Origin of the sequence: Paraburkholderia madseniana (assembly GCF_009690905.1) — a bacterium.
Lineage (GTDB): Bacteria > Pseudomonadota > Gammaproteobacteria > Burkholderiales > Burkholderiaceae > Paraburkholderia > Paraburkholderia madseniana.
On the sequence record NZ_VOSW01000121.1, the window covers coordinates 1 to 24514 of the forward strand.

Sequence of the window (24514 nt, forward strand, 5' to 3'; positions counted from 1 at the left end):
CCCCCCGCCCCCCGCGACCTACACTCTCCCCGTCGCCGGCAGCGTCAGATGTGTATAAGAGACAGGTTCAAGCGGAGATCGGCGGTAATAACTGCGGGCAGATCGACTTCGATCGTTTCGAGGCCGCCGTCGATCTCGCGCGTGACCGTGGCCTTGCCCGCTTCGATCGCGACCTTCGAGGCGAATGTCGCCTGCGGCCAGCCGAGCAGTGCCGCGAGCATCTGGCCGACCTGGTTCGAGTCGTCGTCGATCGCCTGCTTGCCGAGCAGCACCAGTTGCGGCTGCTCCTTATCCACTAGCGCCTTCAGTAACTTCGCGACCGCGAGCGGCTGCAACTCCACGTCCGTGTCGACGAGGATGGCGCGATCGGCGCCCGTCGCCAGCGCGGTGCGCAGCGTTTCCTGGCATGCCTGTACGCCACACGAAACCGCGATCACTTCGCTCACGACGCCGGCTTCCTTGAGGCGCACGGCCTCTTCAACGCTGATTTCGTCGAATGGGTTCATCGAGAGCTTCACGTTGGCGATGTCGACAGCGCTGCCGTCGGCCTTTACGCGGACCCTCACATTCGCGTCGACGACGCGTTTGACAGGAACAAGTACTTTCATTGCCTACTCCATTTGAAAATTGCTTAGGGTTTGCCGCGCACCGTCACACGGTCACGGCGTCTCGGCAAACACGCTGTTACGCTGGCTGTCAAACATGTCGACCAGATAGCGTTCAAGCGGTTTTTCCGACGCTGTCTTCGGTATCTCGGGCACCACCTGCAGCCAGGAGATGACCGAACTCGCTTCCAGCTTCGCGCGGCATGCGCGGAATATCTGCTGCGGGTCGAAACGGGCCGCGTCCTTGAGCACCACGGCCGCGACCACATCCTTCTCGCCGGGCGCGCCCGACGCGGCCTTCACGCCGTACACGTAGACGTCTTCGACCAGACCCGATTCGGCGATCACCTTCTCGATCGGCGCCGGATTGATGAACTCGCCGTTGTGGCGAATGCCACCGCCTTTGCGGTATTCGAAGAAGAGCCAACCGTTCTCGTCTTCGCGTACGACGTCGCCCATATACAGCCAGCCGTCCCTGCACTTCTTCGCCGACGCTTCCGGATTGCCGAAGTATTCGACCTTGAACGGCGAGCCATCCGCCGGACGGAACAGCAATTCGCCGGGCACACCGGGCGCGCAGTCGTTGCCGTCGTCGTCGACAATGCGGTGCCTGAGAATCGGCGCCGGCTTGCCGATACTGCCCACCGGGCCGACTCCGAGCGGCTTGACCGTGATCCCGCCTTCCGCCGCGCCGTAGAACTCGACGATCTGCACGCCGAAGCGCTGCTCGAAGGCCTTCCAGATCGCCGCGGGCATCCCCGCGGATATCACGAAGCGCACGGGGTTGTCCGCGTCATCGGGTTTGTTCGGCTCGCTGTAGACCGCCGTGGTCATGCCACCGAGCAGCGTGAACGTCGTACAGCGGTACTTGCGGGTGATGTCCCACAGACGCGACTTCGTAAAACGGCGCGACAGCACGGCGCGCATGCCGGCGGTGAGCGAAGCGCCCAGCGTCACGATCTGTGCGTTGGCATGCGTTAGCGACAGTCCCGAATACGGCCGGTCGCCGGGCACGTAGCCGAACAGCGCCGACACCGCCGCCGAGGTGCCGCAATAGCGGCGGTGCGTCATGACGATGCCCTTCGGATCGCCCGTGGTGCCGGACGTGAAAATCAACTGCATCGCGCTGTCGGGATCGCGGGCCACGATCGGCAATTCGGGCACCTGCTCCGGCAGCAACGCGCGGTATGACGACACGCCCGGGAAATCGGCGAGCGGCTTCGCGCCTTCGTCGGTTTCCAGGCCGATCACCCAGGACAGTTTGGGGAGCGAAGCACGCACGGCAAGCAGGTTGTCGAGCGCATAGTCAGCAGCGATAACGCCGCGGCAGCCTGGGCTGTCGAGCATGAAGGCGAGCTTCTCGCCGCGTGCGCGCGGATCGATCGGCACGAACACCGTGCCCGAAATCGACGCCGCAACCATCGCGTCGATAAACTCCGCGTGATTGGCCATCAGCAGCGCGAAGTGCTCGCCGGGTTGCAGGCCCTGATCGATCAACACCTGCGCGAGCCGCTGGCCGTTCTCCCACAGTTGCCGGTACGTGCGCACCTCATCGAGCCGCACGCCGGCGCCTTCGACGGTCAGCACGTCGAGATCCGGCATGGTCTCGACGCGGTTGGCGAGCAACGCGGCCAACGTGGTTTCGGGTGTGGTGCTCATGACGCCCTCTCTCCTTGCAGATGCGGTTCGGTCTTGCGCGTGCGCGAAATCTGTCGCGGCTTCACGTGCGGCTTCACGCGTGTTTTCACGATGCAGCCTCAGCGTCCAAGAATCGTGATGCTGGCAACGGCCTCTTCCACGCCGCACAGTCCGCCGCCGTTCTCCGCGATCGCGATGCGCGCGCCCTCGACCTGGCGGGCGCCCGTCTCACCGCGTAACTGGGTCACCAGTTCATAAATCTGGCCGAGTCCTGTCGCACCGATCGGATGCCCCTTCGATTCGAGGCCGCCCGACGGATTGATCGGAATCCGCCCGCCTATCGTCGTCTCGCCTCGTTCCGCGGCCACCCCGCCCATGCCCGGCTCGCACAATCCGAGCACTTCGGACTGGATGATTTCGCCGATCGCCGTCGCGTCGTGGACCTCGGCGACCGAGACATCCTGCGGCGCGACGCCCGCCTGCTCATACGCGAGCAACGAGCCCTGCCGGACCAGATGCCGGTCGAGTGCCGTGGCCGGCCGGTCACTGCCCGTTTGCAGCACGGACGCCAGCACACGAATGGCGCGCGAGCGCCGCCCACCTAACAGCGCGAGGCCGGCCTCGCTGCACACGATCGCCGCGGCCGCGCCATCGCTGACGGGCGAACACATCGGGAGGGTGAGCGGATAGGTGATCGGCGGTGCGCCGAGAATCTCGTCGATCGAATAAGCCTGCCGGTACTGCGCGAGCGGGTTGTGAACCGAATGCCCGTGGTTCTTGGCCGACACGGCGGCGAACTGCCGCTGGGTCGTGCCGTATTCGCGCATGTGCATCCGGCCCATTGACGCGTAGATATCCATGAACACGCTGTACGGTTTTGTCGAGACGCTGCCCGCCGGTGGCTCGATGCCCTCGCCCATCTCGAGCAGCCGACGCTTGCCGTTCTCGGTGTCATGCACGTCCCACGCACCGTCGAAGGCGCTGAAGGTGCGCGCCTTGTCCGTGGAGAACATCTTCTCGGCGCCCACCGCGAGCACGATGTCGGCAGCACCGGCTTTCACGTAGTTCACCGCAAGGTGAAACGCGGTGCTGGCGCTCGCGCAGGCGTTCTCGACGTTGATCACCGCGACCTTGTCGATGCCCATCGCCCGCAGCGCAAGCTGGCCGCGAATCATGTGCTGGCCTTCCATGTGCCCCTGCGTGGAGTTGCCGAAAAACGCGCCCTGCAACTGCGCCTTGTCACAGCCTGCGTCCGCGAGCGCGTCTTCCACTGCCGCGCGCGTGAGCTGCTTCACGCTGGTTTCCAGATGCTTGCCGAAGGGCGTCATGCCGACGCCCGCGATATACACTTCGTTACCCATTTCAATTCTCCACCGCGAGGAGGCGCACGCCGCGCGTCATAAGCCACCAGCCGCGCGCGCGAGCCGTCCGATTCATCGTCAAACGCTCTTGACCTCATAGGCGAGGTAACCTTCCTCGGCCTGCGCGGCGACCAGATTGCGCGCGCCGAACGCCTGCGCCGGCGAAACGAAACCGACTGCATGCAATTGCCCGCGCAGTACGCGTCGCGCCGCCTCCGCACCGAGTACGCCGGTTTGCGCATAGGGCGAATTGCCACGCAGAATCACGCTGACGGAATTCGTATTGCCGCGCCCCTGGCACGACAACGTGCAGCGATTCACGTCCGGGTTTTCGCGCGGGGGTTCGACCTGCGTCACAGCCTTGCCCCATTCATTGGTGACCTCTTCCTGTTTGGCGGGATCGAGGTGGCGGCACTCTTCCTCGAACTTTTTCAGCAGGCCGACCACCGCGAGAAAGCGCTCCTGATTTCTGAACGACACGAGCGTCTGGCAGTTGCGCACGCGCGGGTCGTCCTGGTACCAGACCGGCTCGCCGCCGCCGCTCCATGGCAACGCATTCAACAACATGTGCTCACCCGGCACATGAACCTGATACGGCGTTGCCCATGGCCACTGCACCAGTTGCTTGTTGCGCAGGTAGAACTGCGGCTGCGTGCACATCCGCAGAAACGACATCGTCGACGCGACGCTCACTTCCGAGTCGCCGAGATAGAGCACGTCGAGCGTATCGATGCCCGGGGTTTCCAGCGCGATCTCCGCCGCGAGATTGCCTTCGGCCCACATGTATGAATTGCCGGGGCACAGCGCCAGACCCCGGGCCGCGAAGGACTCGCCATACGTGCGCTTCAACAGCGACATCCAGTCGGTTTCGCCGGTGGTGTCGAAATAGTTGCAACCGGCCGCGAGACTCGCTTCGACAACCGGGCTCCCGAGCTGCATGAACGGCCCGACGATATTGATCACAACCTTCTTGCCTTTGAAGAATTCGGTGAGCGCGCCTGTTTCGTGCTGAACCGCCACGCACTGATAGTCGTGTCCGGCGAGTTCGGGCACCTTCGCGAGTTCTTCTTCCAGCCGCTCCTTGCTGCGCCCGGCGGCAATGAACGGAATCCCGCGCTCCGCGAGCTTCCATGCCGTGAGCTTGCCCGTGTAGCCACTCGCTCCATAGAGGACCACTTCGTATGTCGTTGCCATTTCGTCGTCTCCTTCAGGTTGTCATCGGATTGCGTGGACGCGCCGTGCCGTTCAAAGCAGCTCGGGGTCGATCAGGTAGTAGCCACCCTTGATCGCCAGCACTTCGTTGCAGCCGTCTTCGATCATCGAAGCGCGTGCGTCGCGCCAGATCTTTTCGATCGGATACTCGCGGGTGAGCCCGTTGCCGCAGAAGATCTGCAGCGCGTCGTTGGCGACTTCGAACGCGGTCTGGGTCGCGGTGACCTTCGCCGTCATTGCCGCGTGCAGCGAAGGTTGCGCCGCGGTGAAGTTGTAGTGCACGACACGCTGCGCGAGCGCGCGGGCGGCCTCGACCTTGCGGAACATATGAAAGAGCCGCGACGCCACCGACTGATGGCGGATGATCGGCAAACCACCCTGCTTGCGTTCATGCGCATAAGCGAGCGCGAGCTCGAACGCGGCGCGCGCGGTGCCGGCAAATACGTTGGCCATGATCGCGTTGGCGAACGTGTGGATCGCGTAGACCGCGTCGACGTACTGGTCGGGGCCGGCGAGAAGGTGCTCCTTCGACAACGTGACGTTCTCGAAGAACAGTTCGCCCTGGTTGAGCGCGCGCTGGCCGATCTTGTCGAGCGGCTTGCCGCGCGAGACACCTTTGGCGTCGAGCGGCACGATCACTACCGCGCCGCGTTTCGTGTCGGCGCCGTTGCCGCTGTCCGCCGCGCAATAGAGAATGCAGACGTCGGCGGCGATACCGTTCGACACCCACGCCGACTTCTGCCCGTTGATGATCACCTCGTCGCCGCGCAGCGTCGCCACGCAGTTAGGGCGGCCGTACGAGCCCTGCGGATGAAAGATCATGCCGTTCGCATCGAGCATGTCGGAGCCGTGATCGGGTTCCGTGATGGCCCAGCAACCGAGCTTCTCATCCGGAGCGAGCGCGCGGCAGAATGGGTTGCCGGACACCGCGCTCATCAGTGCGGGCAGCAAGCCTGCGCCGTAGGTGATCGCGAGTCCCGAATCGCCCCAGCCGAGTTCTTCGAACAGGATGCTCATCGTCGTCGCCCGTTCGGCGGGTTCGAGCTCGAGCAGTCCGTCGACACCGAAACCTAGCCCGACAAACTTGTCGCGCGCTTCCCAATAGGGCGAGCCCTTGGCGATCACCTCCTCGGGCGTCATGCGATCGAGCTTGACGCCGATCGGACGCATGACTTCTTCTGCGTAGCGATGCACGCTCTGCTGGACCATCTGGTTCATCTCGGAGAGTTCGGGCTGTGCGCCGAGCGGACCGAGTTTGTGCGCTGCAATGTGATTCGTTGCGGTTGACATGTCTCCTCCTTCGAGGTGGTTGGGCGTATGATTTCTATGGAATCCATGGTGTCCCGGCGCGACGCTATGCAACATCCCCCTTACAGGGGAACGCGATTGCATGGAGGGGGAATGGCAGCCAGGGTCAACCCGAACGCCCGGAGCAATTAATGCACGTGATAGAAGCGCCGTCCCCGATCAGGCCGCCTCTCTTTCTCGCAACCAAGGTGTTTCCGCCGCGCCTGCCCAGCGGATTGATAGACCGGCCGCGCCTCGTCTCTCTCGCCGGGAAGGCGGAATACAAACGGCTCACGGTCATCAAGGCGCCCGCCGGTTTTGGCAAGACATCGCTTGCACTCACGTGGCTCAACGGGCTGAATGCAAGCGGCGCCTATGTCGCATGGCTCTCGCTCGACACGGAAGACGACGAGCCCGCGTGCTTCTTCCATCATCTGGCGCAGGCATTGCGCAACGCGTGCACAAGCGTCGGCGTGTCCGCGGTCAGCCTGACAACCGAGGCGTCGCTCGTGCCGGCGCACTCAGTCGTGTCGACGCTGATCAACGAACTCGTCGACGTCGACGACGAGGTCTATCTGTTCGTCGACGACTATCACCTGATCAGCCTGCCCGCCATTCACGATGCCATGTCGTACTTCATCGTGAATGCACCGTCGAACGTGCATGTCGTGGTCTGCACGCGTACCGATCCCCCGCTGCCGCTCGCCAGGCTGAGAGCGGGCAACGACCTGCTGGAAATCGACGCGTCGACACTGCGTTTCAACTTCGACGAAACGCGCAGCTTTGTCGAACACGAATGCCCAGGCGAGTTGCGCGCTGCCCGCGTCAAGTCGCTGTTCGCGAGCACGGAAGGCTGGGCTGCGGCGCTGCGCATTTCTACCTCGGTGCTATCGCGTGACGAAGGCAAACCGGATTGGGACATGAGCGCGCCGTCCGGCGCGTCCCGGCCGTTCGCCGCTTACCTTGAAGACATGCTCAAGCGTTTGCCGGCCGAGATGGTCGAGTTCATGCAGCGCACGTCGATACTCGACCGCCTGACGGCATCGCTATGCGAAGCGGTGACCGGCATGGCGGCGGCACAAGGAATGCTGGATACGATCTCCGCACGCCAGTTGCTGCTCGAACCGCTCGATATCGACGGACGCTGGTTCCGCTATCACCATCTCATGGGCGAGTACCTGCATCGGCGGCTCGAAACCCAGCATCCCGATCAGGTGGCGCACTTGCATCGTCGTGCGTGTCAGTGGTACGCCAAAGAGGCGCGCTGGACAGACGCGGTCAAGCACGCGATCGCCGCGGGCGATACGGAAGACGCCGTCTCCCTGATGGCTCACTGCGCGATGGCGCTCGTCACGAAGGGCGACCTGCTCACGCTGCTCGGCTGGCAACGGCAGTTCCCGGCGCATCTAATGCGCTGGCAGGTCACGATCACGCTCGCGATCGCGTGGGGGATGGCGCTGGCGATGCGTTTTGACGAAGCGCTCGCGATACTCGATGAGATCGAGCGTGACACGGGTACGGGCTCGAGCGACACCGCCGACAACATCCGCTGGGAGTGCCAGGCGATCCGCTCGGTGGTGGCAGCGCTTCAGGACGACTCGCCGCGCGCGCTTGTGATCGCACAAACGTGTCTCGAACGGCCGTCGACAGACAGTTGGACCACCAACGTCGTCTCCAACGTCGTGCGCTTCGGGCACTGGAAAGCGGGCAACCTGAAAGCACTGTACGCGACACCGTGGATCCCCTATTCGCTCGAGGAAGACCAGCGCAACGTGTTCGCCTCGGTCTACCGGCTATGCCTGCTCGGCCACGCGGAAATGCAGCAGATGCACTTCGCGCTCGCCGAGCGCTATTTCACCGAGTCGATCCAGCTCGCCGAGCGCCATGCCGGTCCGAAATCCATCTCGGCCGCGTTGTGTGCGCCCATGATTGCGCAGATCTGGTACGAGCAGGGACGGCTCGATGAGGCGGAAGCGTTGCTGGTCGATCTCATGCCGGTGATCGACCTGGCGGTCCTGCTCGATAGCACCTTGATCGCCTACCGCGTGCTGGTCCGGATCGCTATCGCGCGTTCCGACGCCGAGCGGGCCTATGCGCTGCTCGATCAGGCGCAGACTCTGGGTTACGCACGCCGCTGGGACCGGATGATTGCCGGCGTTCTCGTCGAGCGCGGGCGGCTTTATCTGGCTGAAGGCAGGGTAACGGAAGCGTCAGCATGTGTCGTGCAACTGGATCAACTGGCAGACTCCCATTGCGCCGCGGAGCATGCAGTCTCGCCGGAGATCGAAACCTACCGCGCGATCGCGGTGGCCTGGGTGGCGATGGCCCAGAACCGGACAGAGGAAGCCCTCGGGGCGTTGACGTCCGCTTTGCAAAGCGTCGAAAGCCGACACGGCGACTATCTCGCGCTGCGCTTGCGCACCGTGATCGCGCTCGTCTGGTTGCGTGCGAACAATCAGCCCCGCGCTGTCGAAATCTTTCGCGAGGTGCTGAGCGCCAATAGCGGCATCTACCGCTCGATTCTCGATCAAGGGCCCGAAATCGGGCCGCTTCTGCAGGCGGTTCGCGACGACACGCGTTCCACCCCGCAGACGAAGGAGATCGTCGCTTACATCGATCGCCTGCTAGACGGCTGGCGCGCGCTGTACGAGCCTGTCACGCCGAGGCGCGACATGGAGCGCGAGCCGTTGAGCGCGCGGGAGCGCAGCATCGTCGAGCTGATTGCCCAGGGACAGTCGAACAAGGAGATCGCGCGCACCTTGGGGATTGCGCCGGAAACCGTCAAGACTCATGTCAAGAACGTCTTCGTGAAACTGGATGTCGACAAGCGCGCACACGCCGTTGCGCGCGCGCAGGCACTGGGTCTGGTTGCGGCCGGCTAGCGCACGTCTTACCTCATGACGACGAGTGCGGCGGCGTGAATCAGCACGCCGACCATGCCGCCCACGAATGTGCCGTTGATCCGGACATACTGAAGGTCACGGCCGATTTCCGCCTCGATCTTCTGGCTCACTTCATCTGCGTTCCAGCCTTTTACAACCTCGGTGATCAGCGCGGAGAGCTGGCGCCCATAGCGCACGACGAGTTCGCGAGCGAGCGCGAGCCACCATGCGTTCAGTTTGTGTTGAACCGCGGGTTCACGGCCGATCCGCTTGCCGAGCGAAGCCAGCATGCTCGTCATGGCGTCGCGCACGGCCGATTGCTCGCGACTGAGATCGGCGATCACACGCATGCGCAAACGCTCCAGCAGCACGCGATAGTGGTCTGCATGCCTGAAATAACGGATGCAGTCGCGCATCAACGACTTGCCGAAACGACGGTGCACAGCCGATGTTTGCAATTGCACGCTCAGCCCCTGCAGGGCCTCATCGAACTGGTGGCGCAGTTCATGATCCGGATTCGCCGCCACTTCACGGAGGAGCGCAACGATGCCTTCGATAAATTTACTGACGATATACGTGTCAAGCTGCGCGGGCGTGTATCTCGAGGCTTCGCTGAATTTGGCCTTGATCATGCCGACGTTCGCAGTGAGCCATTTCTCCAGCACTTCGAGTCCGCGAACCAGCCACGGCTGATGCCGCTCGCTTTCAGTCAGTACTTTGATGACGTCGCCGGCTACGCGGGATACATCGAGCGTGCCCAACTGCGGTATCACCAGACGGTCGAAAAACCACTGCGCATCCGCTTCGTCAATTCCATCGAGCAATCCTGCCACGGCATCCGCAACGATATCGGCCACCCCGCGGCTGTTCGCCGGCTGCGCGAGCCACCGGGCAAGCGCCTGGGCGGCATCGTGGCCGCTCAGCCTGTCGACGATGAGTTCCGGCGTCAGAAAATTTTCCTCAACGAACTTGCCAAGGCTCTCGGCGATGCGCTGCTGGTTTTGCGGAATGATCGCTGTATGCGGGATCCGCAGACCCAAAGGACGACGGAACAGCGCAACGACTGCGTACCAGTCTGCGATCGCGCCGACCGTGCCGGCCTCCGCAAACGCACGCGGCCACGCAAGCCATGCATGGTCAGCCTGCCAGGCAACGCATACGAGCAGCAACGCAATCATGCAGACTAGCAGGCAGGTCGCCGTTCTCCGCATGCGCTCCAAGCCGCTTGCCTTGCGGTCGTCGTGTGCATTCGCGATGGCCGCCCGCTCGCCATCGCCACCGCGCGCAAAGAAACTCAACTCGCCCCCTGCCGGAGAAACCTGCGCACCACCGGCGCGACTTCACTCGCGCGCGAGATGAGAAACAGGTGGCCGTCATCAATCACATAGAGCGTCGCATCGGGGATACGGCCTGCGAGAATCTTCGCGTTGGTGAGCGGCACAATCGGGTCGTCGTTGCCGTGCATGACCAGTGTCGTCTGGCGCAACGCACCGAGCCACGGCAAACTGCTCCAGCCCGTAGCCGCCAGTAGTTGATAGAGGTAGCCGCGGCCACGCGGTGGCTGAATGTGCCGGCTATGCGCCTTCAGCAACGACGGATCGCGCCGGTAAGCGCCCCCGTAGATCTCCGCGCCTACTTGTTGCAGGTAGGTGGGATCCGTATAGCGGCGCGGCCCGATCAGCTTCGACAAAACCGACAGTTTGCCCGGCACCATGATGACGCCGGGCGAGGTTGCCGCGAGAATCAACCTGCGGCAGCGCCCCGGGTACAGATGCGCGAACTGCTGCGCCAGCGCGCCGCCCCACGATACACCGAGCACATCGACGGCCCCCTCATAACCAAGCCGCGTCAGCAGCTTGTCCGCCAACACGGACAACGTCGAAAAGCGATACGGCACGACCGGCGCGGGCGAACCGCCGACGCCGGGAACGTCGAAGATGATGACGCTCACGTCTTCGAGCGCCGTGACGAACGGCTCCACCAGTTCGAGGTTGGCGCCGATGCCGTTGAAGATGAGGAGCGGCGGCGAAGCATCGCTGCCGCGCCAGGTTGCGACACGCAGTGTCTGACCGTCCAGATCGATCATCTGGATTTCCATGCTGCAAAGAGACTCGGGGTTCGTGTGCATTTTTTGTTTCCGGATCATCTTCTGAAAGGACGCTTCATTCGACGCGTCGGCATGCCGCATGGGCGCTGTCGTATGACTTCTTCGGCATTACTTCTTCGGCTGAAGGAGCGTTTTCAGTTCCTCGACGTGCTCGGCGACGCGCTTGGTAACCACGGCGACGCTGTCCGCCTGCGCACGGTATGCGGTGTCAGCGAGTTCCTGCATGTCCACCAGCGCCTTGTTCAAGGCCTGCTGCACCACTTCACCCGTGTTGGCCGCCGGCTGGCTGCCCGACTGGGCAACGCGGCTGACGAGCGACTGCACTTCGGTCAGCGTCGTGCGGAGGATCTCCGACTGCTTCTGAGCGAGCGACTGCACGCCTGCCAGCGCGGTCGTGTTGGCTTCGACGATCGCCTCGACGTCCTTGCGGCGCGACTCGAGGAGTGCGCCTACGTCGATGCCGGGCAGCTTGAACTGTCCAACGACCTTTTTATACTCGGCGAAAATGCTGTTGAAATTGGTTGAATCCATCATCGATACTCCATTGAAACTACGTTAAGAAAATGTTGACTGCGGTGCGCTCAAAAGTGCGCTCAATGAGTGCGCCGGTGCGTGTGCCTTGGTGCCTTAAGTGCCTTAGGCTTCCATGACATACGTTCCCGGCGCCTTCACGCCCGCGGGGTGCTGCTTGTTTCCTACTGTCGCCGGGGCGGCACGCCGCTCGCCGGAATGGTCGGCGAGCCACGTGCGCCAGTCGGCCCACCACGAGTCCTTTTCAGCCTGAGCACTGGCAAGCCATGCGTCGGCATTGGCGGGCAAATCGGTATTGAGAAAGAACTTCGCTTTCGGATTGCCCGGCGGGTTGATCAGGCTCTGGATATGACCGCTCGAACTCAGCACGAAGCGCGTCTTGCCGCCGAACGTGCGCGCCGTGTTGTACACACCCTTCCACGGCGTGATGTGATCGGTCATGCCGGCGACGACGTATTTGTCGCACGTCACTTCGGACAGATCGATCGGCGTACCCAGAACCGTCAACGCGCGCGGCTTGCTGAACAGATTACCCGTGAAAATATCGAGCAGTTGCCCATGCATCGCCGCGGGCAGCCGGGTCGCGTCGTTGTTCCAATAGAGGATGTCGAAAGCGGGCGGCGCTTTGCCGAGCAGATAGTTATTGACCCAGTAGTTCCAGACGAGATCGTTGGGTCGCATCCACGCGAACACGCGGCCCATTTCTTCACCGGCGAGCACGCCCTTCGATGTGCTGTTCTGCTTTGCGGCCGCGATAGCCTCGGGCGTTGCAAAGAGACCTAGCTGCGAATCAGCCGTGTTGTCCAGCACCGCGACCATCAGCGTGGCCGCATTGACGCTCGTGTCGCCCCGGCTTGCGAGGTGGCCAAGGAGCGCCGAAATCGTCATCGCACCCGAGCAGGCGCCGTGCAGGTTGACGTCGTCGCTGCCGGTAATGTCGCGCACGGCCGTGATCGCTTCGAGGAGCGCCGTCACATAGGTATCGAGGTCCCAGTGACTCTGCGCAGCGGTGGGATTGCGCCAGCTCACCATGAACACCTGGAACTCGCTCTTCACCAGATAGTCGACGATGCTCTTGCCTTCGGACAGGTCGAACACGTAGAACTTGTTGATCTGGGGCGGCACGATCAGTTGCGGGCGGGCGTACACCTGCTCCGTCGCCGGTGCGTACTGGATCAGCTCGAGCACCTCGTTGCGAAAGACCACCGCGCCCTGCGACGTGCCGAGGTTTTCACCCACCTTGAACGCCGACCTGTCGACTTGCGCGGGCATCCCCTGGTTCTGCAGCATATCCGTCACGAGATTGCGCATGCCGCCAAGCAGGCTGGCGCCGCCCGAATCGATGATTTTTTTGAGTGCGGCGGGATTGCCGAGCAGCGTGTTCGTCGGCGACAGCGCGTCGGTGAAGAGCGACAGCACGAACTGCGCGCGTTCCTTACTCTTCGGGTCGAGCGCGGAGCGGTCGACAAAGCCTGTCAACGCGTTGCGCCACGCCACGTAAGTTTGCAGCGTCATGCGGTAAAGCGAATTCGTCTGCCACGCCGGGTCGGTGAAGCGCTTGTCGCCCTGCGGCGGCGTACTGTCCGCGCTGCCGCCAAGCACCGCGATCAGGTCGCGGACAAGCACCGCCTCCTGCTCCATGAGCAAGGCGGGTTGCCGCAGCGCCTGGGCGCCGATCTGCTGCGCCGTTGCCATAATGTCTCGCGGCCGCAGTCCCACGAACGGATTCGGTCCGAGCATGCCTTCCGCGGCAGACGCCGCAAGGTCGTTCGTCTGCTCGCTGCGTGCCTTGCTTTCGTCATTTGCCGCCATCTTGCTGCTCCTCAAACATCTCTATCCGTTTCGTCAACAGCGCTGCTTACGCTTGCGAGACCAGCATCGCCAATGTCTCAGCAATGAGCGCCGGCTTCTCCTCGCCCTCGATCTGCAGTTCGTTCATCGTCTTCACGATGATCCGGCCGCCGCCCTTCTTTTCCACCGAAATCAGCGTCACGCGGTTTCGCACCCGCGCTCCCGCTTTCACCGGTGTCATGAAACGCACCTTGTCCAGCCCGTAGTTCAGCCCAGCCGATGCGTCCTCAGGAATGAGTCCGATCTCGATCGCGAGCGACGCCAGCAGCGACAGCGTCAGATAGCCGTGTGCGATCGTGCCGCCGAACGGGCTTTCGCGTTTCGCGCGCTCAGGATCCACGTGAATCCACTGCCTGTCGCCCGTGCATGCCGCGAAGGCGTCGATACGCGCCTGATCGACGACAACCCAGTCCGACACGCCCAATTCGCGGCCAACGAAGTCGTCGATCGTGGCGACGCTATATCCTTTGATGCTCATCGTGTTTGCTCCTTGCGACGGGTCAGGCGAATTGCTCGCGCAACCACTTCTTGTTCATCTTGCCGACGCTCGTCTTCTGCAGCGCGTCGACGAACTTGACGATCTGCGGCACCGCGTACTTCGAGATCCGTCCGGTTTTGGTGAAGCCCATGACGTGTGCCTTGACGTCCTCTTCGGTGACCGCGGCACCCGGCTTGCGCACTACTAGCGCAACCGGCCGTTCGCCCCATTTCTCGTCCTTGATCCCGATCACTGCGACTTCCGAGACATCTGGGTGCAGCGAAATCAGGCTTTCGATTTCGAGCGAAGAGATCCACTCGCCGCCCGATTTGATGACGTCCTTGATACGGTCGGTGATCTGGATGTTGCCGGTCGAGTCGATGTTCGCGATGTCCTGCGTATGCAGGTATCCGCCAGTCCAGAGCTGCGCTGTCGCGTCCGGATTGTTCAGGTAAGCCTGCGTCAGCCACGGCGCACGCACGACGATCTCGCCGTAGGCCCGGCCGTCGTGCACGATCTCTTCCATGTCCTCGTTGACGATGCGCAAGTCGACGAGCGGAACGGGGAAACCGGTCTTGCAACGCAGGCGTACCTCTTCTTCGAGATCGAGCGGCCCGGTGTTAGGCGGAAGTTGCGCGAGGCTCAACACAGGACCGGTCTCGGACATGCCATAGCCGGTAAAGACGTCGATGCCGCGGTCGAGCGCGGCGCGCGCGAGACCGTGCGGCAACGCGCCGCCGCCGATGATGACCTTCCATTTGCTGAAGTCCGCGTGCTTCGCGTCATCGCACGAGAGCAGCATGTGCAGAATCGTGCTGACGCAGTGCGAAAACGTGACGCCTTCATCGCGGAGCAGTTGCACGAGACGCTCGGGCACATAACGGCCCGGATAGACCTGCTTCACGCCCATTACCGTCGCGATGTAGGGCATGCCCCATGCGTGCACATGGAACATCGGCGTGAGCGGCATATAGACGTCGCCGCGATGAAAGCGCTGTCCCGATACCGGGCTCGACAGCGCCGCCATCAAGGTGATGGTGTGCAGGACCAACTGGCGATGCGAGAAGTACACGCCCTTGGGCAGACCGGTGGTTCCTGTCGTGTAGAACGTGGTGGCCCGGGTGTTCTCGTCGAAGTCGGGAAAATCGTAGCTCGTCGCGCTCGCTGCCAGCATCGCCTCGTATTCCGTGGCGAATGCAATGGTGTGCGCGCTCGCTTCACTGCCCGGCTCGTCGATCCACACGAAGGTGCGGACCGTTTCAAGCTGATCCTTGATCGCTTCGACCACGGGCAGGAAATCGGTGTGAACGAGCAGCACCTCTGCGCCGGCGTGGTTGATCGTGTAGGCGATCTCCGCCTCCGACAACCTCACGTTGACCGTCTGAAGCACGGCGCCCATCATCGGAACCGCAAAGTACGACTCCAGATAGCGGTGGCTGTCCCAGTCCATCACGGCCACGGTGCTGCCGTGCCGCACGCCGAGCTCGTGAAGGCCATTGGCGAGCCGCGCAATGCGTTCCCTCAGCGTGGTATAGGTCATCCGCAGCTGGCCGCGGTACACGATTTCCTGATCCGGCGCCTGAACGAACGGCGTATGCAACAGTTGCTTGATCAGCAGCGGATAGGCATAAGGGGATGGCGTCGATCCCTGCACGGCGTCCTGCATCTACGTCTCCTCAAGTCGAGAAATGGATCGGGCTGACACAGGTCAGTCGGTGCTTGTCGCGCACGGTGGCATCCCGAGTGAAGCCATCATCGAGTTTTTGGCAAGGGGGAGCCATCCCCCGAACAGGGGAACTGTCAGGAAGTGGCCGCGGAGTAAGGGCCGCGGCGCGGGGACGGCCGTTGAGGCCGGGCTAAGGGGGGTTCCGCCAGGGTAAGCTGTGCCTTTCGCAAGTTTTCGCAAGTTCTCGCAAAAAAGGGGCAAACCAGATGCGGCGTGTCGTCTTCAATCAGAAGGGTGGCGTGGGTAAATCGACCATCGTATGCAACCTGGCGGCGATCAGCGCCAGCGAGGGTATGCGCACCCTGGTCATCGATCTCGATCCTCAGGGCAATTCCAGCCAATACCTTCTCGGCGAGCAGGCGAGCGGGCTCAAGCCGAGTGTGGCGGACTTCTTCGAAACGGCCCTGAGTTTCAGCTTCAAGCCGACACCGGTCTCGACCTTCATCCATCCCACGCCGTTCGAGAACCTCGATGTGATGCCCTCCCATCCGGAGCTTGACGCTTTGCACGGCAAGCTCGAATCCCGCTACAAAATCTACAAGCTACGCGATGCGCTGAATGAACTGGACGATGCGTACGACGCGATTTATATCGACACGCCCCCTGCACTGAATTTCTACACCCGCTCCGCACTGATTGCGGTCGAACGCTGCCTGATCCCGTTCGACTGTGACGATTTTTCTCGTCGCGCGCTTTATACGCTGCTCGACAACGTCAAGGAAATTCAGCAGGACCATAATTCCGATCTGGAAGTCGAAGGGATTGTGATCAACCAGTTTCAGCCTCGCGCGAGCCTGCCCCTCCAGCTGGTTGAGGAACTGGTAAGCGAGGGCTTGCCGGTGTTGGAGTCCCGGCTGTCTTCTTCCGTGAGGATTCGCGAATCGCATCAGCACGCCAAACCGATGGTTCACCTCGATCCCCGGCATAAGCTTGCTCTGGAGTTCATGGCGTTGCATCGCGAGCTGGTTGGGTAAAAAGGAACTCTTCGTCCCGCAGGAAGCTTAGGGCCTGTTCATGCTGATGACAGGCCCTTGCGTGACTCAATGGGCCGAGATGATCTGATCAACCTGCCAGCTCAACCAACACTTCATCCTTTGGTGTCACCGGTAGGCCTAACCTGCCCTGCTGCGACTACTCATCGCTCGCTTCGGCAGGCAACATATCAATCCAACCGGCGGCCTTCGGATTGAGCGTTTCGACTCCGCGTTTCCTCTTCCTGCAGCAGTCTCCACTGGATCTTTCCGCTCGCCGTACGGGGCAAGCTGGCGGCAAACTGAATGACACGCGGAACCTTGTAGGACGCCATGCGCTCACGGGCCCACGACACCATTTCTTCTTCCGTCACGTGCTCGCCGTTTCGAAGCACGATGACCGCCTTGACCGACTCGCCTCGACGCGGATCGTGAGTCGCGATGACACACGCTTCCTGTACGGCCGGATGCTCGAACAACATTGCCTCGGCCTCGGCCGGCCAGACTTTGTAGCCGGAGGCGTTGATCATGCGTTTGAGCCGGTCGACGATGAAGAAGTATCCGTCCCGATCTACATAGCCGAGATCTCCCGTGCGCAAGTAGCGCTTCCCATCGATCAGAACAAATGCCTCTTGCGTGGCTTCCGGCGACTTCCAATACCCGTCGAACACTTGAGGCCCGCTGACGAGAATCTCGCCTGTTTCTCCTTCACCGAGAGGCTCGAGCGTCTCGGGATCGACGACGAGTGAATCGGTATTGAAGACCGGCACGCCCATGCACTGTTGCTTGCTGTGCTTCGGCGGATTGATGTGAGTCGCTGCCATGGTCTCGGTGAGGCCGTACCCTTCCACGTACGGGATGCCCCAACGCTTCTCTATCTCCTGCGCGATAGCCTGCGGCATCGCGGCACCGCCGCCGCTCAGGTACGCAATGGAGCTCAGATCGAACCTGCCGACGTCCGGCAGGTTCAGCAGGTCGATGAGCATCGTGGGAACCGTGACCCATGTGCTTACGCGGTGGCGTTCGATCACGTGCGCGGCACATTTCGCGTCCCAGCGGGTCATGATCGCCATCGTGGCGCCGATGTATATCGGCATGTTCATGCAGTTCTGCATGCCAGTGACGTGAAACAAGGGCACGGAGCACAGCATTACGCTCTCGTTCGCGAGGCTCGGCCATTCAGCGCACGAGACCGTTGAATGCATCACGCTACGATGAGTATGGATGCACCCCTTGGGGCGACCGGTCGTGCCGGACGTGTACGGAATGACCGCCAGATCTTCGGGCCTGGATTCGTGGCCGCGCGGAACGCACGCACGAGCAAGCGCGTCGTTCCAGCCGATTAGAGCGGCATGTCCGTTCACAGAATCTGCATGAGGCTGCGCTACGGACGATGTCAGAACGTCGGGCAGCGGCAGATCGGTCTGGTCGCGAAGATAGTCGGCATAACGTGCAGAGATCACATGGTCCACGTGACGGCCCGACAGCGGCCGCACGTGCTCCATGAGTTCAACGCCCACAAAGGCGACCCTAGCCCCGCTATCTTCAAGTATGTGTTGCAGTTCCGACGTCCGGTTCATCGGATTGACGGGCACGACTACCGCATCCGCGCGCAGCACCGCATAGAAGGCGATGACGAACTGCGGACTGTTCTGCATGTACAGGACGACGCGCTCGCCCCGGGCGATGCCGCAGTGCTGCTGCAGGAATCCGGCCATCGCATCGACTTCGTGCCGCAACTGCCGGTAGCTGACGGTGCTGTCGTAGTAAAGGATTGCGGCCTTTTCCGGATGGCGGTCCGCGGAAACTTCGAGATTCGTGTACAGCGATGTCTGCGGCGCGGATAGTTGCCGCGGCACGTCGACCCGCCGACGCGTTGATGTTGCCGTCATGTCTACTCCGGGCATGAAACCAAATGCGGTGATAGGGCAAAGCGACTTGAAACCGGGTGCTGGCGTCACGCGCAAATCGCGAGCTCGCGACTCCACTGGCCAATTTCTTCGAGCGTCTCGGCGGTTTCGGGCAAGAATGGGAAGAGCGTGAAGACGTGAACCGAATCGCTCACCATCTTCAAGGTCACGTTCGCGCCGGCTGCCTTTGCCCGCTCTGCGAAACGAGTCGTGTCGCTTTCCAGTACCTCGCCCTCCACCGCCGAAAGAAACACCGGCGGAAGGTCTGCGAGATCCGCGAACAACGGCGACACCATCGGATCGGTCGGCTCGTGACCCTGGAAGTAAGACGCGACAAGATTGGAAAGCGTCTCGCGATTCGCGGCCGGGTCGTCTCCGGAATTCGCCATGACGGAGGGGCCGCCAAGCGTGAGGTCAGTGAGCGGGCAGATTGCAATGACGCCGCCCGGCAATGGCAGCCCCGCACGACGCAGCGCAGCAGCCAGCGCCAGGGCGAGGCCGCCCCCGGACGATTCGCCGCTCAGGAACACCGTCGACGGATCGACACCCGCAGCGAGCAAACCGCGATAGGCGCTGAATGCGTCATCGAATGCCGCCGGATACGGATGCTCGGGCGCGAGGCGATAGTCGACCGTGTAGCACGGACCGTTCAGCGCGCGTGAGAGACGGCTTGCGTATTCAACCGAGCTCTTCCCCGAACCCAGCACGTACCCGCCGCCGTGGAAGTGCAAGACGGTCGCCTTGTGCCCTGCTCCCGCTGCAACCACGCGCAACGCGCTCACCCCGTGAAGATCGACGTCCGTCACTTCGGTGCTTGCCTGCGCAGGGAACTGCTCCAGCAGGAACCGTTCGTAGGCTGCACGCTGCCCCCGGTCGCCACGCGCAATGTCATCCGGCTTGAACACGCCCTTCCAGAGATCGAAAGCACGCTGACTCTCGGGGCGCGCCATCCGCTTTCCTTCGCGTGCCGCGCTCAAACCTACGACCTCGCCCGGCGGCAACTTGACGGCCTCGAGGATGTTGTGCCCCCAGGCGAACGACCACGACGCCTCTGCCAGCGGATCGATACGCGAGAGTCCCTTCAGGCGTCCGTTACGCTGGCGCACACGCGCCTCGTCGGGCTCGTGTGCCCAGTCGACGACAAAGCGCGCGCCCGCCTGAATCCGCGTCGTACGCGGCTGGCGGCGCCGTTCGTATTCCAGCAGCGCGTCCTGAATGCCGTCCGGGCCATGGTTCTTGAGACAGGTGGCGAGGACCCATGCGTCTTCGATCGCCTGGCAGGCGCCTTGCGCCAGGTACGGCACCATTGCATGCGCAGCGTCGCCGAGCAGTGCGATGCGTCCGGTACTCCAGTGTTCGATCGGGTCCCGGTGGTACATCCCCGTGATGAACGTTGAATCCACCGCTTCCAGCATCTTCTGGACGGTCGGCTCAGAACCCTCGAACGAGCGCCGCAGTTGCGCTACGTCCCCCGACTGCGTCCACGATTCGCGGCTCACTTCGGTTGCCGGCACCGACGCAAGAATGCTGTAGAGGTCCTTGCGCACCCAGTACGAAACGATATTCCTGCCCACGCCGAACCAGTTGTTCCCCGCCACCGGCAACCTCAGGCCCGCGAGCCGGTCAGCGGGAATGAGCGAGCGCCACATCAGGATGTTGGCGAACTGCTTCTCCTCGGATCCCCGGAGGGCCGTCCGAACGGCAGAGTGAATGCCATCCGCGCCGATCACGGCGTCGCCACGAATCACTTCGCCATTTTGCAGCGTGACGTAGGCGCCTTCGTCGTCCTGGGACACCGACGCAACCTCTGCGCCCAGCCGGATCACATTGGGCGGCACGGCCTTCGCGAGCAGGTCGATCAGGTCGGCGCGGTGAACGTTGTAGAGCAGCGCGCCGTAGCGTGCCTCGGCCTCTTTGCCCAAAGGAGCCACGTACAGGAGACGCCCTGTCGACAGTTCGAGGTAGTCAAAACGCGCCGGCACGGTCGCGATGCTCGCCAGCGCCGGCTCAAGCCCCAGTTCCCGCAGCACAATCGTGCCGTTCGCAGCGATCTGGACGCCCGCGCCGACCTCCGTCAATTGCGGGGCGCGCTCCAGTACAATCGGCTCGATACCGTGGCGCAGCAACGCCAGAGCGGTCGTGAGTCCACCAATGCCTCCTCCAACAACTATGACTTTCATGCTAAGTTTCTCCTACCGAGTTAGTTATTGCAGTGTAGTTAATTAACCCGACACGGTAAAGTAATGACGACGCCAGGGAAAACCCTTCGCTCGGATGGGGCGGAGACACGAACTCGCTTAAAAGAGGAAGCCCAACGCCTGTTCGCGCTGCGCGGATTGGATGGGGTGTCCGTGCAGGACATCATCTCCGCCGCAGGGCAGCGCAACAGCGCCTCGTTGCGCTACTACTTCGGCAACAAACTTGAACTGGCGCGTGAGCTGGTCGTCGACGGTGCGCGCCTGATAGACGAAGACCGTCAGGCGCGGCTCGACAGACTGGAGGCGGAGGAAGGGATAAACGTACGTGCGGTATTAGGTGCGCTGCTCTTTCCGATGCTTGAGCTGGCGGATCGTACGGGTCAGGCGACGTATATCCGCATGATCGCCAACTTGCAGTTGAACGACCGCGCGTTCTTGCGGGAAGCGCTGGAAAACAAGTGGAATCTGGGTTATCAGCGTTGCAACGCCCTGCTCCGGAACCTGCTTGCCGATATTCCGCCGGCAATCGTCGATCACAGACTGTCGCTCGTGGGCATCTACGGCAATGCCTCGCTGGCAGCGTGGGAAGCGAGCCGGGACAGTGGCGATTCGGGAGGGCTTTGGTCGCCGCAATACGCCGTGGCCAACTTGATGGACAGCTTTGAAAACATACTCACCGCAGAGCCGTCGGAAGAAACGCGGTCCCTGTTGGGGGGGATTTGACGGCGAGTGCCAGCGCCGTTATTAAGCAATGCTATCCAGCATGTCCAGCAACGCATTTCCATCAACAGGTTTGCGGAAGAAACCTAGTGCGCCTCTGCGCAGATAGTAGTCTTCCGTTTGCTCGCTCGGCTTGCCCGTGATAATGATGACCGGCGTGGCTGCGCCTGAATGAACCGTTCTATCGAGCACCTGAATGCCGTCAACGGGCCGCATGCCCAGATCGGTAATGACGCATACCAGACCCGCGTAGCCGTCGGCAAAAAAATCCAGAGCGGATTCGTAGGCCCGTGTTCCGTACCCGCCGGAGGCCAGCAGGTTCGCCAGAGACGTCAGAACGCGTCGGTCATCATCAATCACGGCCACGGTTCGAACCGGAGGCGTGGACATTTTTTTCTCCGGTCATCGAGTCCAACACCGAATTGGCGTTGGCGTCAGGCGCAGAAAGTGGTTATGGGCGACGTTTCGAGCTGCAGTTTGCCCGCCTGCCTGACCAGCGTGGCAAACGAATCCGCTCGCATCTTTCTCATGATGTGGCCGCGATGGACCTGCACCGTGTATTCGGTAATCCCAAGTACTGCCGCCGCCTGCTTGTTGAGCAGGCCACTGGCAAGCAGCGGCAGGAGTTCCTGCTCACGAGGCGTGAGCGTTTGATAAAGCGCATGTAGCATCGCCGCATCGTCCGCCTCCTTGCGAAGAACGTGCGCCCTTGCGAGCGCCGCAGCAACCACGCGCATCAACTCGTCTTCATCGAGAGGCTTAGTGAGGAAGTCAACCGCCCCACCCTTCATGGCGAGGACCGTGGAAGGCACATCGCCCTTGCCGGTAATGAAAATGACGGGAATCTGCGAGTCACTGACGAGCTTCTGAACTTCCAGCCCACTCATGTCAGGCATTCGCAAATCCAGAATCAGACATGAAACACTATTTTGACGCGGTGTTTCCAGAAACTCCGTGCCGGAATCGAATGCGCGGGCATCTCTTCCGTTTGCGCGCAGCAGCGAGGTGAGTGCTTCTCGTACCCGCCTGTCGTCGTCGACCACATACACCACCTCACTTGCGGATTTCATGCGCCTTCTCCGTTGCCGGGTGAAAACCCAGCCTGACGTCGGCACGGACGGTCCACGACAATCTCGTTGAATGTTGTTCTTACGTGGTCCTGCCGACAAAAAATTATAGCCGCCGGAATCGTCGCCCGGAAGGATAGGAAGCCGTGTTCTGCATTACATAAATATGTAATATCACGGCCCGATATGAAGCAGTAGGCTGGGAAGATGTCTGGCTACAGCGCGTTGCTTTCAGACCGAAGCGAGGCCGAAGCAAGACCAAAGCGAGGCCAAAGCCGATCACGCTGATTGGCGGAGGCGGCTGAGGATACCCTCGGCTATCGTCAACGTGAGGTTGCGTTCGATCTCTCTATCGGAAGGCTGAAGCTGAAGGTCACGCCGCGGGACACATTGCGCACGGCCCCAATCCGGCCCGCATGTGCTTCCACGATCGACTTGCAGATTGCCAAACCCATACCCATGCCTGTTTTTTTCGTGGTAAAGAACGGCTCGAAAATCTTCTCGAAGTTCACCTGCCCTGCACCGTGATCTTCCACATCGACCACCACATTGCCGGCATCGCGACGTGAGCGGATCACCAGCAGCCTCGGTCGCTCCTCCGTTGCCGCTAACGCTTCAATTGCGTTGCGCACGAGGTTGACGATCACCTGCTGAATCTGAACCGCGTCCGCGCTGATCTTCGACACGTCTTCGCCGAGGACTGTCTCGAGCGAAACCGCGTTGTGCTGGATGTCGTCGGCCATCAGCGTGCATACCTGAAGAATCAGCTTGTTGACATCGAGATCAACCTTTTGCGGAGCCGTGTGCCTGAAAAGAGCGCGAATGCGGCTTACCACGTCTGCCGCGGCATTCGCGTCGCGCACAACCTGCTCGGCCGAGTATCGGGCTTTGTCGAGCCTGGGCGGCGTTGCAGCGAGCCATCGCACGCAGGCATGCCCATGCGCCACGATGGCCTGGAGCGGCTGGTTGAGTTCGTGGGCAATGGAGGCGGAGAGTTCAGCCACGGCCGCGAGCCGCGATGCCTGCGCCAGCCTCTCCTGCGCGTCTCGCAAGGCCTTCGACAATTCCGCGCCGTCGTCGATGTCGACATCGAGGCCGAAGAACTTCATCACCTGCGCGCCGGCCCCTTCAGTACCGCGGTGCTCCCGAACCTGCTCGACGTAGAGCCTTGAGAGCAGGTCCGGCTCGGCCAATAACTGCTCGAGGAGTGCGACGAGATGATGCCGCACGCTTTCGGAACGGCGCGCGCCCTCCTCGATTGCAACGGCGAGTTCCGCCCACCGTGGTTGCCGGTATTGCTCACCCAGATAGGTCCGCACAATAGTCTGCGCAATGAAATCGAAGTGATCCAGCAGATACAGCGAGACGTCGGCCAGAAGTTCTTTGGCAATACGCTCGTCCAGCTCGCCGAGTGCGATGTAGGTGCTCCAGATTTCCCGCAACCCGAGGCGCAATGCCTGCAGATGGCTCTGCAGCGGCACGCGTTGATGCTCACGTCGCTGGCTGATTTCCCGAAACACTTCCATGTCCTGCGCCGAGGGGAGCTCACCCGACAACAGAGTCTCGAACCAGACTTTGGCCGACAGAGCGACCGATTCGCGAACGTCCCGTTGCGCCGCCGGTGCGAGCAACCTGTATCCGTCGATCTGCGTCAGTATCCCCAGCGTGCGTTCCACGACACGCGTCAGATCGGCGGCGATCGACACGGTTTTTTCCCGCAAGTGATCGCTGATTCTTGGAGCTTTGGCTAACACGGATAGGTACCCATCAATAACGAACGCACGATTTCGAAAGACAAGGAGCGCCGGGGCAGCGGCTTATGTGGCCTATACGGCTGCGCGCCGACCGGTGCCTGCCGGACACCTGCAATGGGATTCGACGCGGCGTATCATGGGGCGAAAAATGAGTCGATCCTGGCGAGGCGCCAATGAGCCGCCTGGCAGTGATCGGCAGGCGCGTTGCCCCTGGCC

General features: G+C 62.1%; 18 protein-coding genes and 1 pseudogene. 3 read left to right on the plus strand and 16 right to left on the minus strand.

What is annotated here, in order from left to right; genetic code table 11:
• Positions 1-65 precede the first annotated feature (65 nt).
• From FSO04_RS39090 to FSO04_RS39110, 5 genes and pseudogenes are all read right to left on the minus strand, one after another.
• Positions 66-608 (minus strand): annotated as a pseudogene (locus FSO04_RS39090) (electron transfer flavoprotein subunit beta/FixA family protein); the annotation flags it as partial.
• 51 nt (positions 609-659) lie between these two features.
• Positions 660-2264 carry an AMP-binding protein gene (locus FSO04_RS39095; RefSeq protein WP_154566787.1) on the minus strand — a complete coding sequence of 535 codons (1605 nt, stop codon included), beginning with the start codon at positions 2262-2264 and terminating at the stop codon, positions 660-662.
• Between the two features lie 98 nt (positions 2265-2362).
• Positions 2363-3604, minus strand: a complete 1242-nt coding sequence (locus FSO04_RS39100) for a thiolase family protein (protein WP_154566788.1) — start codon at positions 3602-3604, stop codon at positions 2363-2365.
• A gap of 78 nt (positions 3605-3682) precedes the next feature.
• Positions 3683-4798, minus strand: a complete 1116-nt coding sequence (locus FSO04_RS39105) for a saccharopine dehydrogenase family protein (RefSeq protein ID WP_154566789.1) — start codon at positions 4796-4798, stop codon at positions 3683-3685.
• A 51-nt stretch (positions 4799-4849) separates the two neighbouring features.
• Positions 4850-6106 (minus strand): acyl-CoA dehydrogenase family protein, encoded by a 1257-nt coding sequence (locus FSO04_RS39110; protein ID WP_154566791.1) that lies wholly within the window; start codon positions 6104-6106, stop codon positions 4850-4852.
• A 149-nt stretch (positions 6107-6255) separates the two neighbouring features.
• Between FSO04_RS39110 and FSO04_RS39115 the strand changes: the two genes are divergently transcribed.
• Positions 6256-8985, plus strand: a complete 2730-nt coding sequence (locus tag FSO04_RS39115; protein WP_154566793.1) for a winged helix-turn-helix domain-containing protein — start codon at positions 6256-6258, stop codon at positions 8983-8985.
• Positions 8986-8993: 8 nt separating this feature from the next.
• Here the strand turns inward: FSO04_RS39115 and FSO04_RS39120 are convergent, their stop codons facing one another.
• The 6 genes from FSO04_RS39120 to FSO04_RS39145 all read right to left on the minus strand — a co-directional run bounded on the left by FSO04_RS39120 (position 8994) and on the right by FSO04_RS39145 (position 15618).
• On the minus strand, positions 8994-10283 hold the full coding sequence (locus FSO04_RS39120; protein ID WP_154566794.1) for a DUF445 domain-containing protein: 1290 nt from the start codon (positions 10281-10283) through the stop codon (positions 8994-8996).
• Positions 10280-11113, minus strand: coding sequence for a poly(3-hydroxyalkanoate) depolymerase (phaZ, locus tag FSO04_RS39125; protein ID WP_154566796.1), 834 nt, complete (start codon positions 11111-11113; stop codon positions 10280-10282). The genes FSO04_RS39120 and phaZ overlap by 4 nt, the downstream gene beginning before the upstream one ends.
• Positions 11114-11200: 87 nt before the next feature.
• Positions 11201-11623, minus strand: coding sequence for a phasin family protein (locus FSO04_RS39130; RefSeq protein WP_154566811.1), 423 nt, complete (start codon positions 11621-11623; stop codon positions 11201-11203).
• Between the two features lie 105 nt (positions 11624-11728).
• Positions 11729-13435 (minus strand): alpha/beta fold hydrolase, encoded by a 1707-nt coding sequence (locus FSO04_RS39135; protein ID WP_154566797.1) that lies wholly within the window; start codon positions 13433-13435, stop codon positions 11729-11731.
• Positions 13436-13481: 46 nt separating this feature from the next.
• Entirely contained in the window at positions 13482-13952 is a 471-nt protein-coding gene (locus FSO04_RS39140; protein ID WP_154566798.1) for a MaoC family dehydratase, read from the minus strand.
• A 22-nt stretch (positions 13953-13974) separates the two neighbouring features.
• On the minus strand, positions 13975-15618 hold the full coding sequence (locus tag FSO04_RS39145) for a fatty acid--CoA ligase (RefSeq protein WP_154566799.1): 1644 nt from the start codon (positions 15616-15618) through the stop codon (positions 13975-13977).
• Positions 15619-15884: 266 nt separating this feature from the next.
• On the opposite strand from FSO04_RS39145, the gene FSO04_RS39150 reads away from it, so the two are divergent.
• Positions 15885-16652 (plus strand): ParA family protein, encoded by a 768-nt coding sequence (locus FSO04_RS39150; protein WP_154566801.1) that lies wholly within the window; start codon positions 15885-15887, stop codon positions 16650-16652.
• A 188-nt stretch (positions 16653-16840) separates the two neighbouring features.
• Here FSO04_RS39150 and FSO04_RS39155 read toward each other — a convergent pair whose 3' ends face one another.
• Complete coding sequence (locus tag FSO04_RS39155) at positions 16841-18541, minus strand: long-chain-fatty-acid--CoA ligase (RefSeq protein WP_154566802.1); 1701 nt, start codon at positions 18539-18541, stop codon at positions 16841-16843.
• 65 nt (positions 18542-18606) lie between these two features.
• Entirely contained in the window at positions 18607-20739 is a 2133-nt protein-coding gene (locus FSO04_RS39160) for an alpha/beta hydrolase fold domain-containing protein (RefSeq protein ID WP_154566804.1), read from the minus strand.
• A 63-nt stretch (positions 20740-20802) separates the two neighbouring features.
• On the opposite strand from FSO04_RS39160, the gene FSO04_RS39165 reads away from it, so the two are divergent.
• The gene (locus FSO04_RS39165; protein WP_154566805.1) at positions 20803-21480 is read left to right on the plus strand and encodes a TetR/AcrR family transcriptional regulator; all 678 of its coding nucleotides are present in this window, start codon (positions 20803-20805) and stop codon (positions 21478-21480) included.
• A gap of 21 nt (positions 21481-21501) precedes the next feature.
• On the opposite strand, the gene FSO04_RS39170 is transcribed toward FSO04_RS39165, so the two are convergent.
• The 3 genes from FSO04_RS39170 to FSO04_RS39180 form a co-directional block, all read right to left on the minus strand.
• Positions 21502-21867 carry a response regulator gene (locus FSO04_RS39170; RefSeq protein ID WP_154566806.1) on the minus strand — a complete coding sequence of 122 codons (366 nt, stop codon included), beginning with the start codon at positions 21865-21867 and terminating at the stop codon, positions 21502-21504.
• Positions 21868-21911: 44 nt separating this feature from the next.
• Complete coding sequence (locus tag FSO04_RS39175) at positions 21912-22547, minus strand: response regulator transcription factor (protein ID WP_154566807.1); 636 nt, start codon at positions 22545-22547, stop codon at positions 21912-21914.
• Between the two features lie 320 nt (positions 22548-22867).
• Positions 22868-24250, minus strand: coding sequence for a sensor histidine kinase (locus FSO04_RS39180; RefSeq protein ID WP_233465173.1), 1383 nt, complete (start codon positions 24248-24250; stop codon positions 22868-22870).
• Positions 24251-24514 lie beyond the last annotated feature (264 nt).

Coding starts and splice junctions, on each gene's coding strand:
- FSO04_RS39095 (WP_154566787.1), bottom strand. CDS start 2,264: ATGAGCACCACACCCGAAACCACGTTGGCCGCGTTGCTCGCCAACCGC.
- FSO04_RS39100 (WP_154566788.1), bottom strand. CDS start 3,604: ATGGGTAACGAAGTGTATATCGCGGGCGTCGGCATGACGCCCTTCGGC.
- FSO04_RS39105 (WP_154566789.1), bottom strand. CDS start 4,798: ATGGCAACGACATACGAAGTGGTCCTCTATGGAGCGAGTGGCTACACG.
- FSO04_RS39110 (WP_154566791.1), bottom strand. CDS start 6,106: ATGTCAACCGCAACGAATCACATTGCAGCGCACAAACTCGGTCCGCTC.
- FSO04_RS39115 (WP_154566793.1), top strand. CDS start 6,256: ATGCACGTGATAGAAGCGCCGTCCCCGATCAGGCCGCCTCTCTTTCTC.
- phaZ (WP_154566796.1), bottom strand. CDS start 11,113: ATGCACACGAACCCCGAGTCTCTTTGCAGCATGGAAATCCAGATGATC.
- FSO04_RS39130 (WP_154566811.1), bottom strand. CDS start 11,623: ATGGATTCAACCAATTTCAACAGCATTTTCGCCGAGTATAAAAAGGTC.
- FSO04_RS39135 (WP_154566797.1), bottom strand. CDS start 13,435: ATGGCGGCAAATGACGAAAGCAAGGCACGCAGCGAGCAGACGAACGAC.
- FSO04_RS39140 (WP_154566798.1), bottom strand. CDS start 13,952: ATGAGCATCAAAGGATATAGCGTCGCCACGATCGACGACTTCGTTGGC.
- FSO04_RS39145 (WP_154566799.1), bottom strand. CDS start 15,618: ATGCAGGACGCCGTGCAGGGATCGACGCCATCCCCTTATGCCTATCCG.
- FSO04_RS39150 (WP_154566801.1), top strand. CDS start 15,885: ATGCGGCGTGTCGTCTTCAATCAGAAGGGTGGCGTGGGTAAATCGACC.
- FSO04_RS39155 (WP_154566802.1), bottom strand. CDS start 18,541: ATGACGGCAACATCAACGCGTCGGCGGGTCGACGTGCCGCGGCAACTA.
- FSO04_RS39160 (WP_154566804.1), bottom strand. CDS start 20,739: ATGAAAGTCATAGTTGTTGGAGGAGGCATTGGTGGACTCACGACCGCT.
- FSO04_RS39165 (WP_154566805.1), top strand. CDS start 20,803: ATGACGACGCCAGGGAAAACCCTTCGCTCGGATGGGGCGGAGACACGA.
- FSO04_RS39170 (WP_154566806.1), bottom strand. CDS start 21,867: ATGTCCACGCCTCCGGTTCGAACCGTGGCCGTGATTGATGATGACCGA.
- FSO04_RS39175 (WP_154566807.1), bottom strand. CDS start 22,547: ATGAAATCCGCAAGTGAGGTGGTGTATGTGGTCGACGACGACAGGCGG.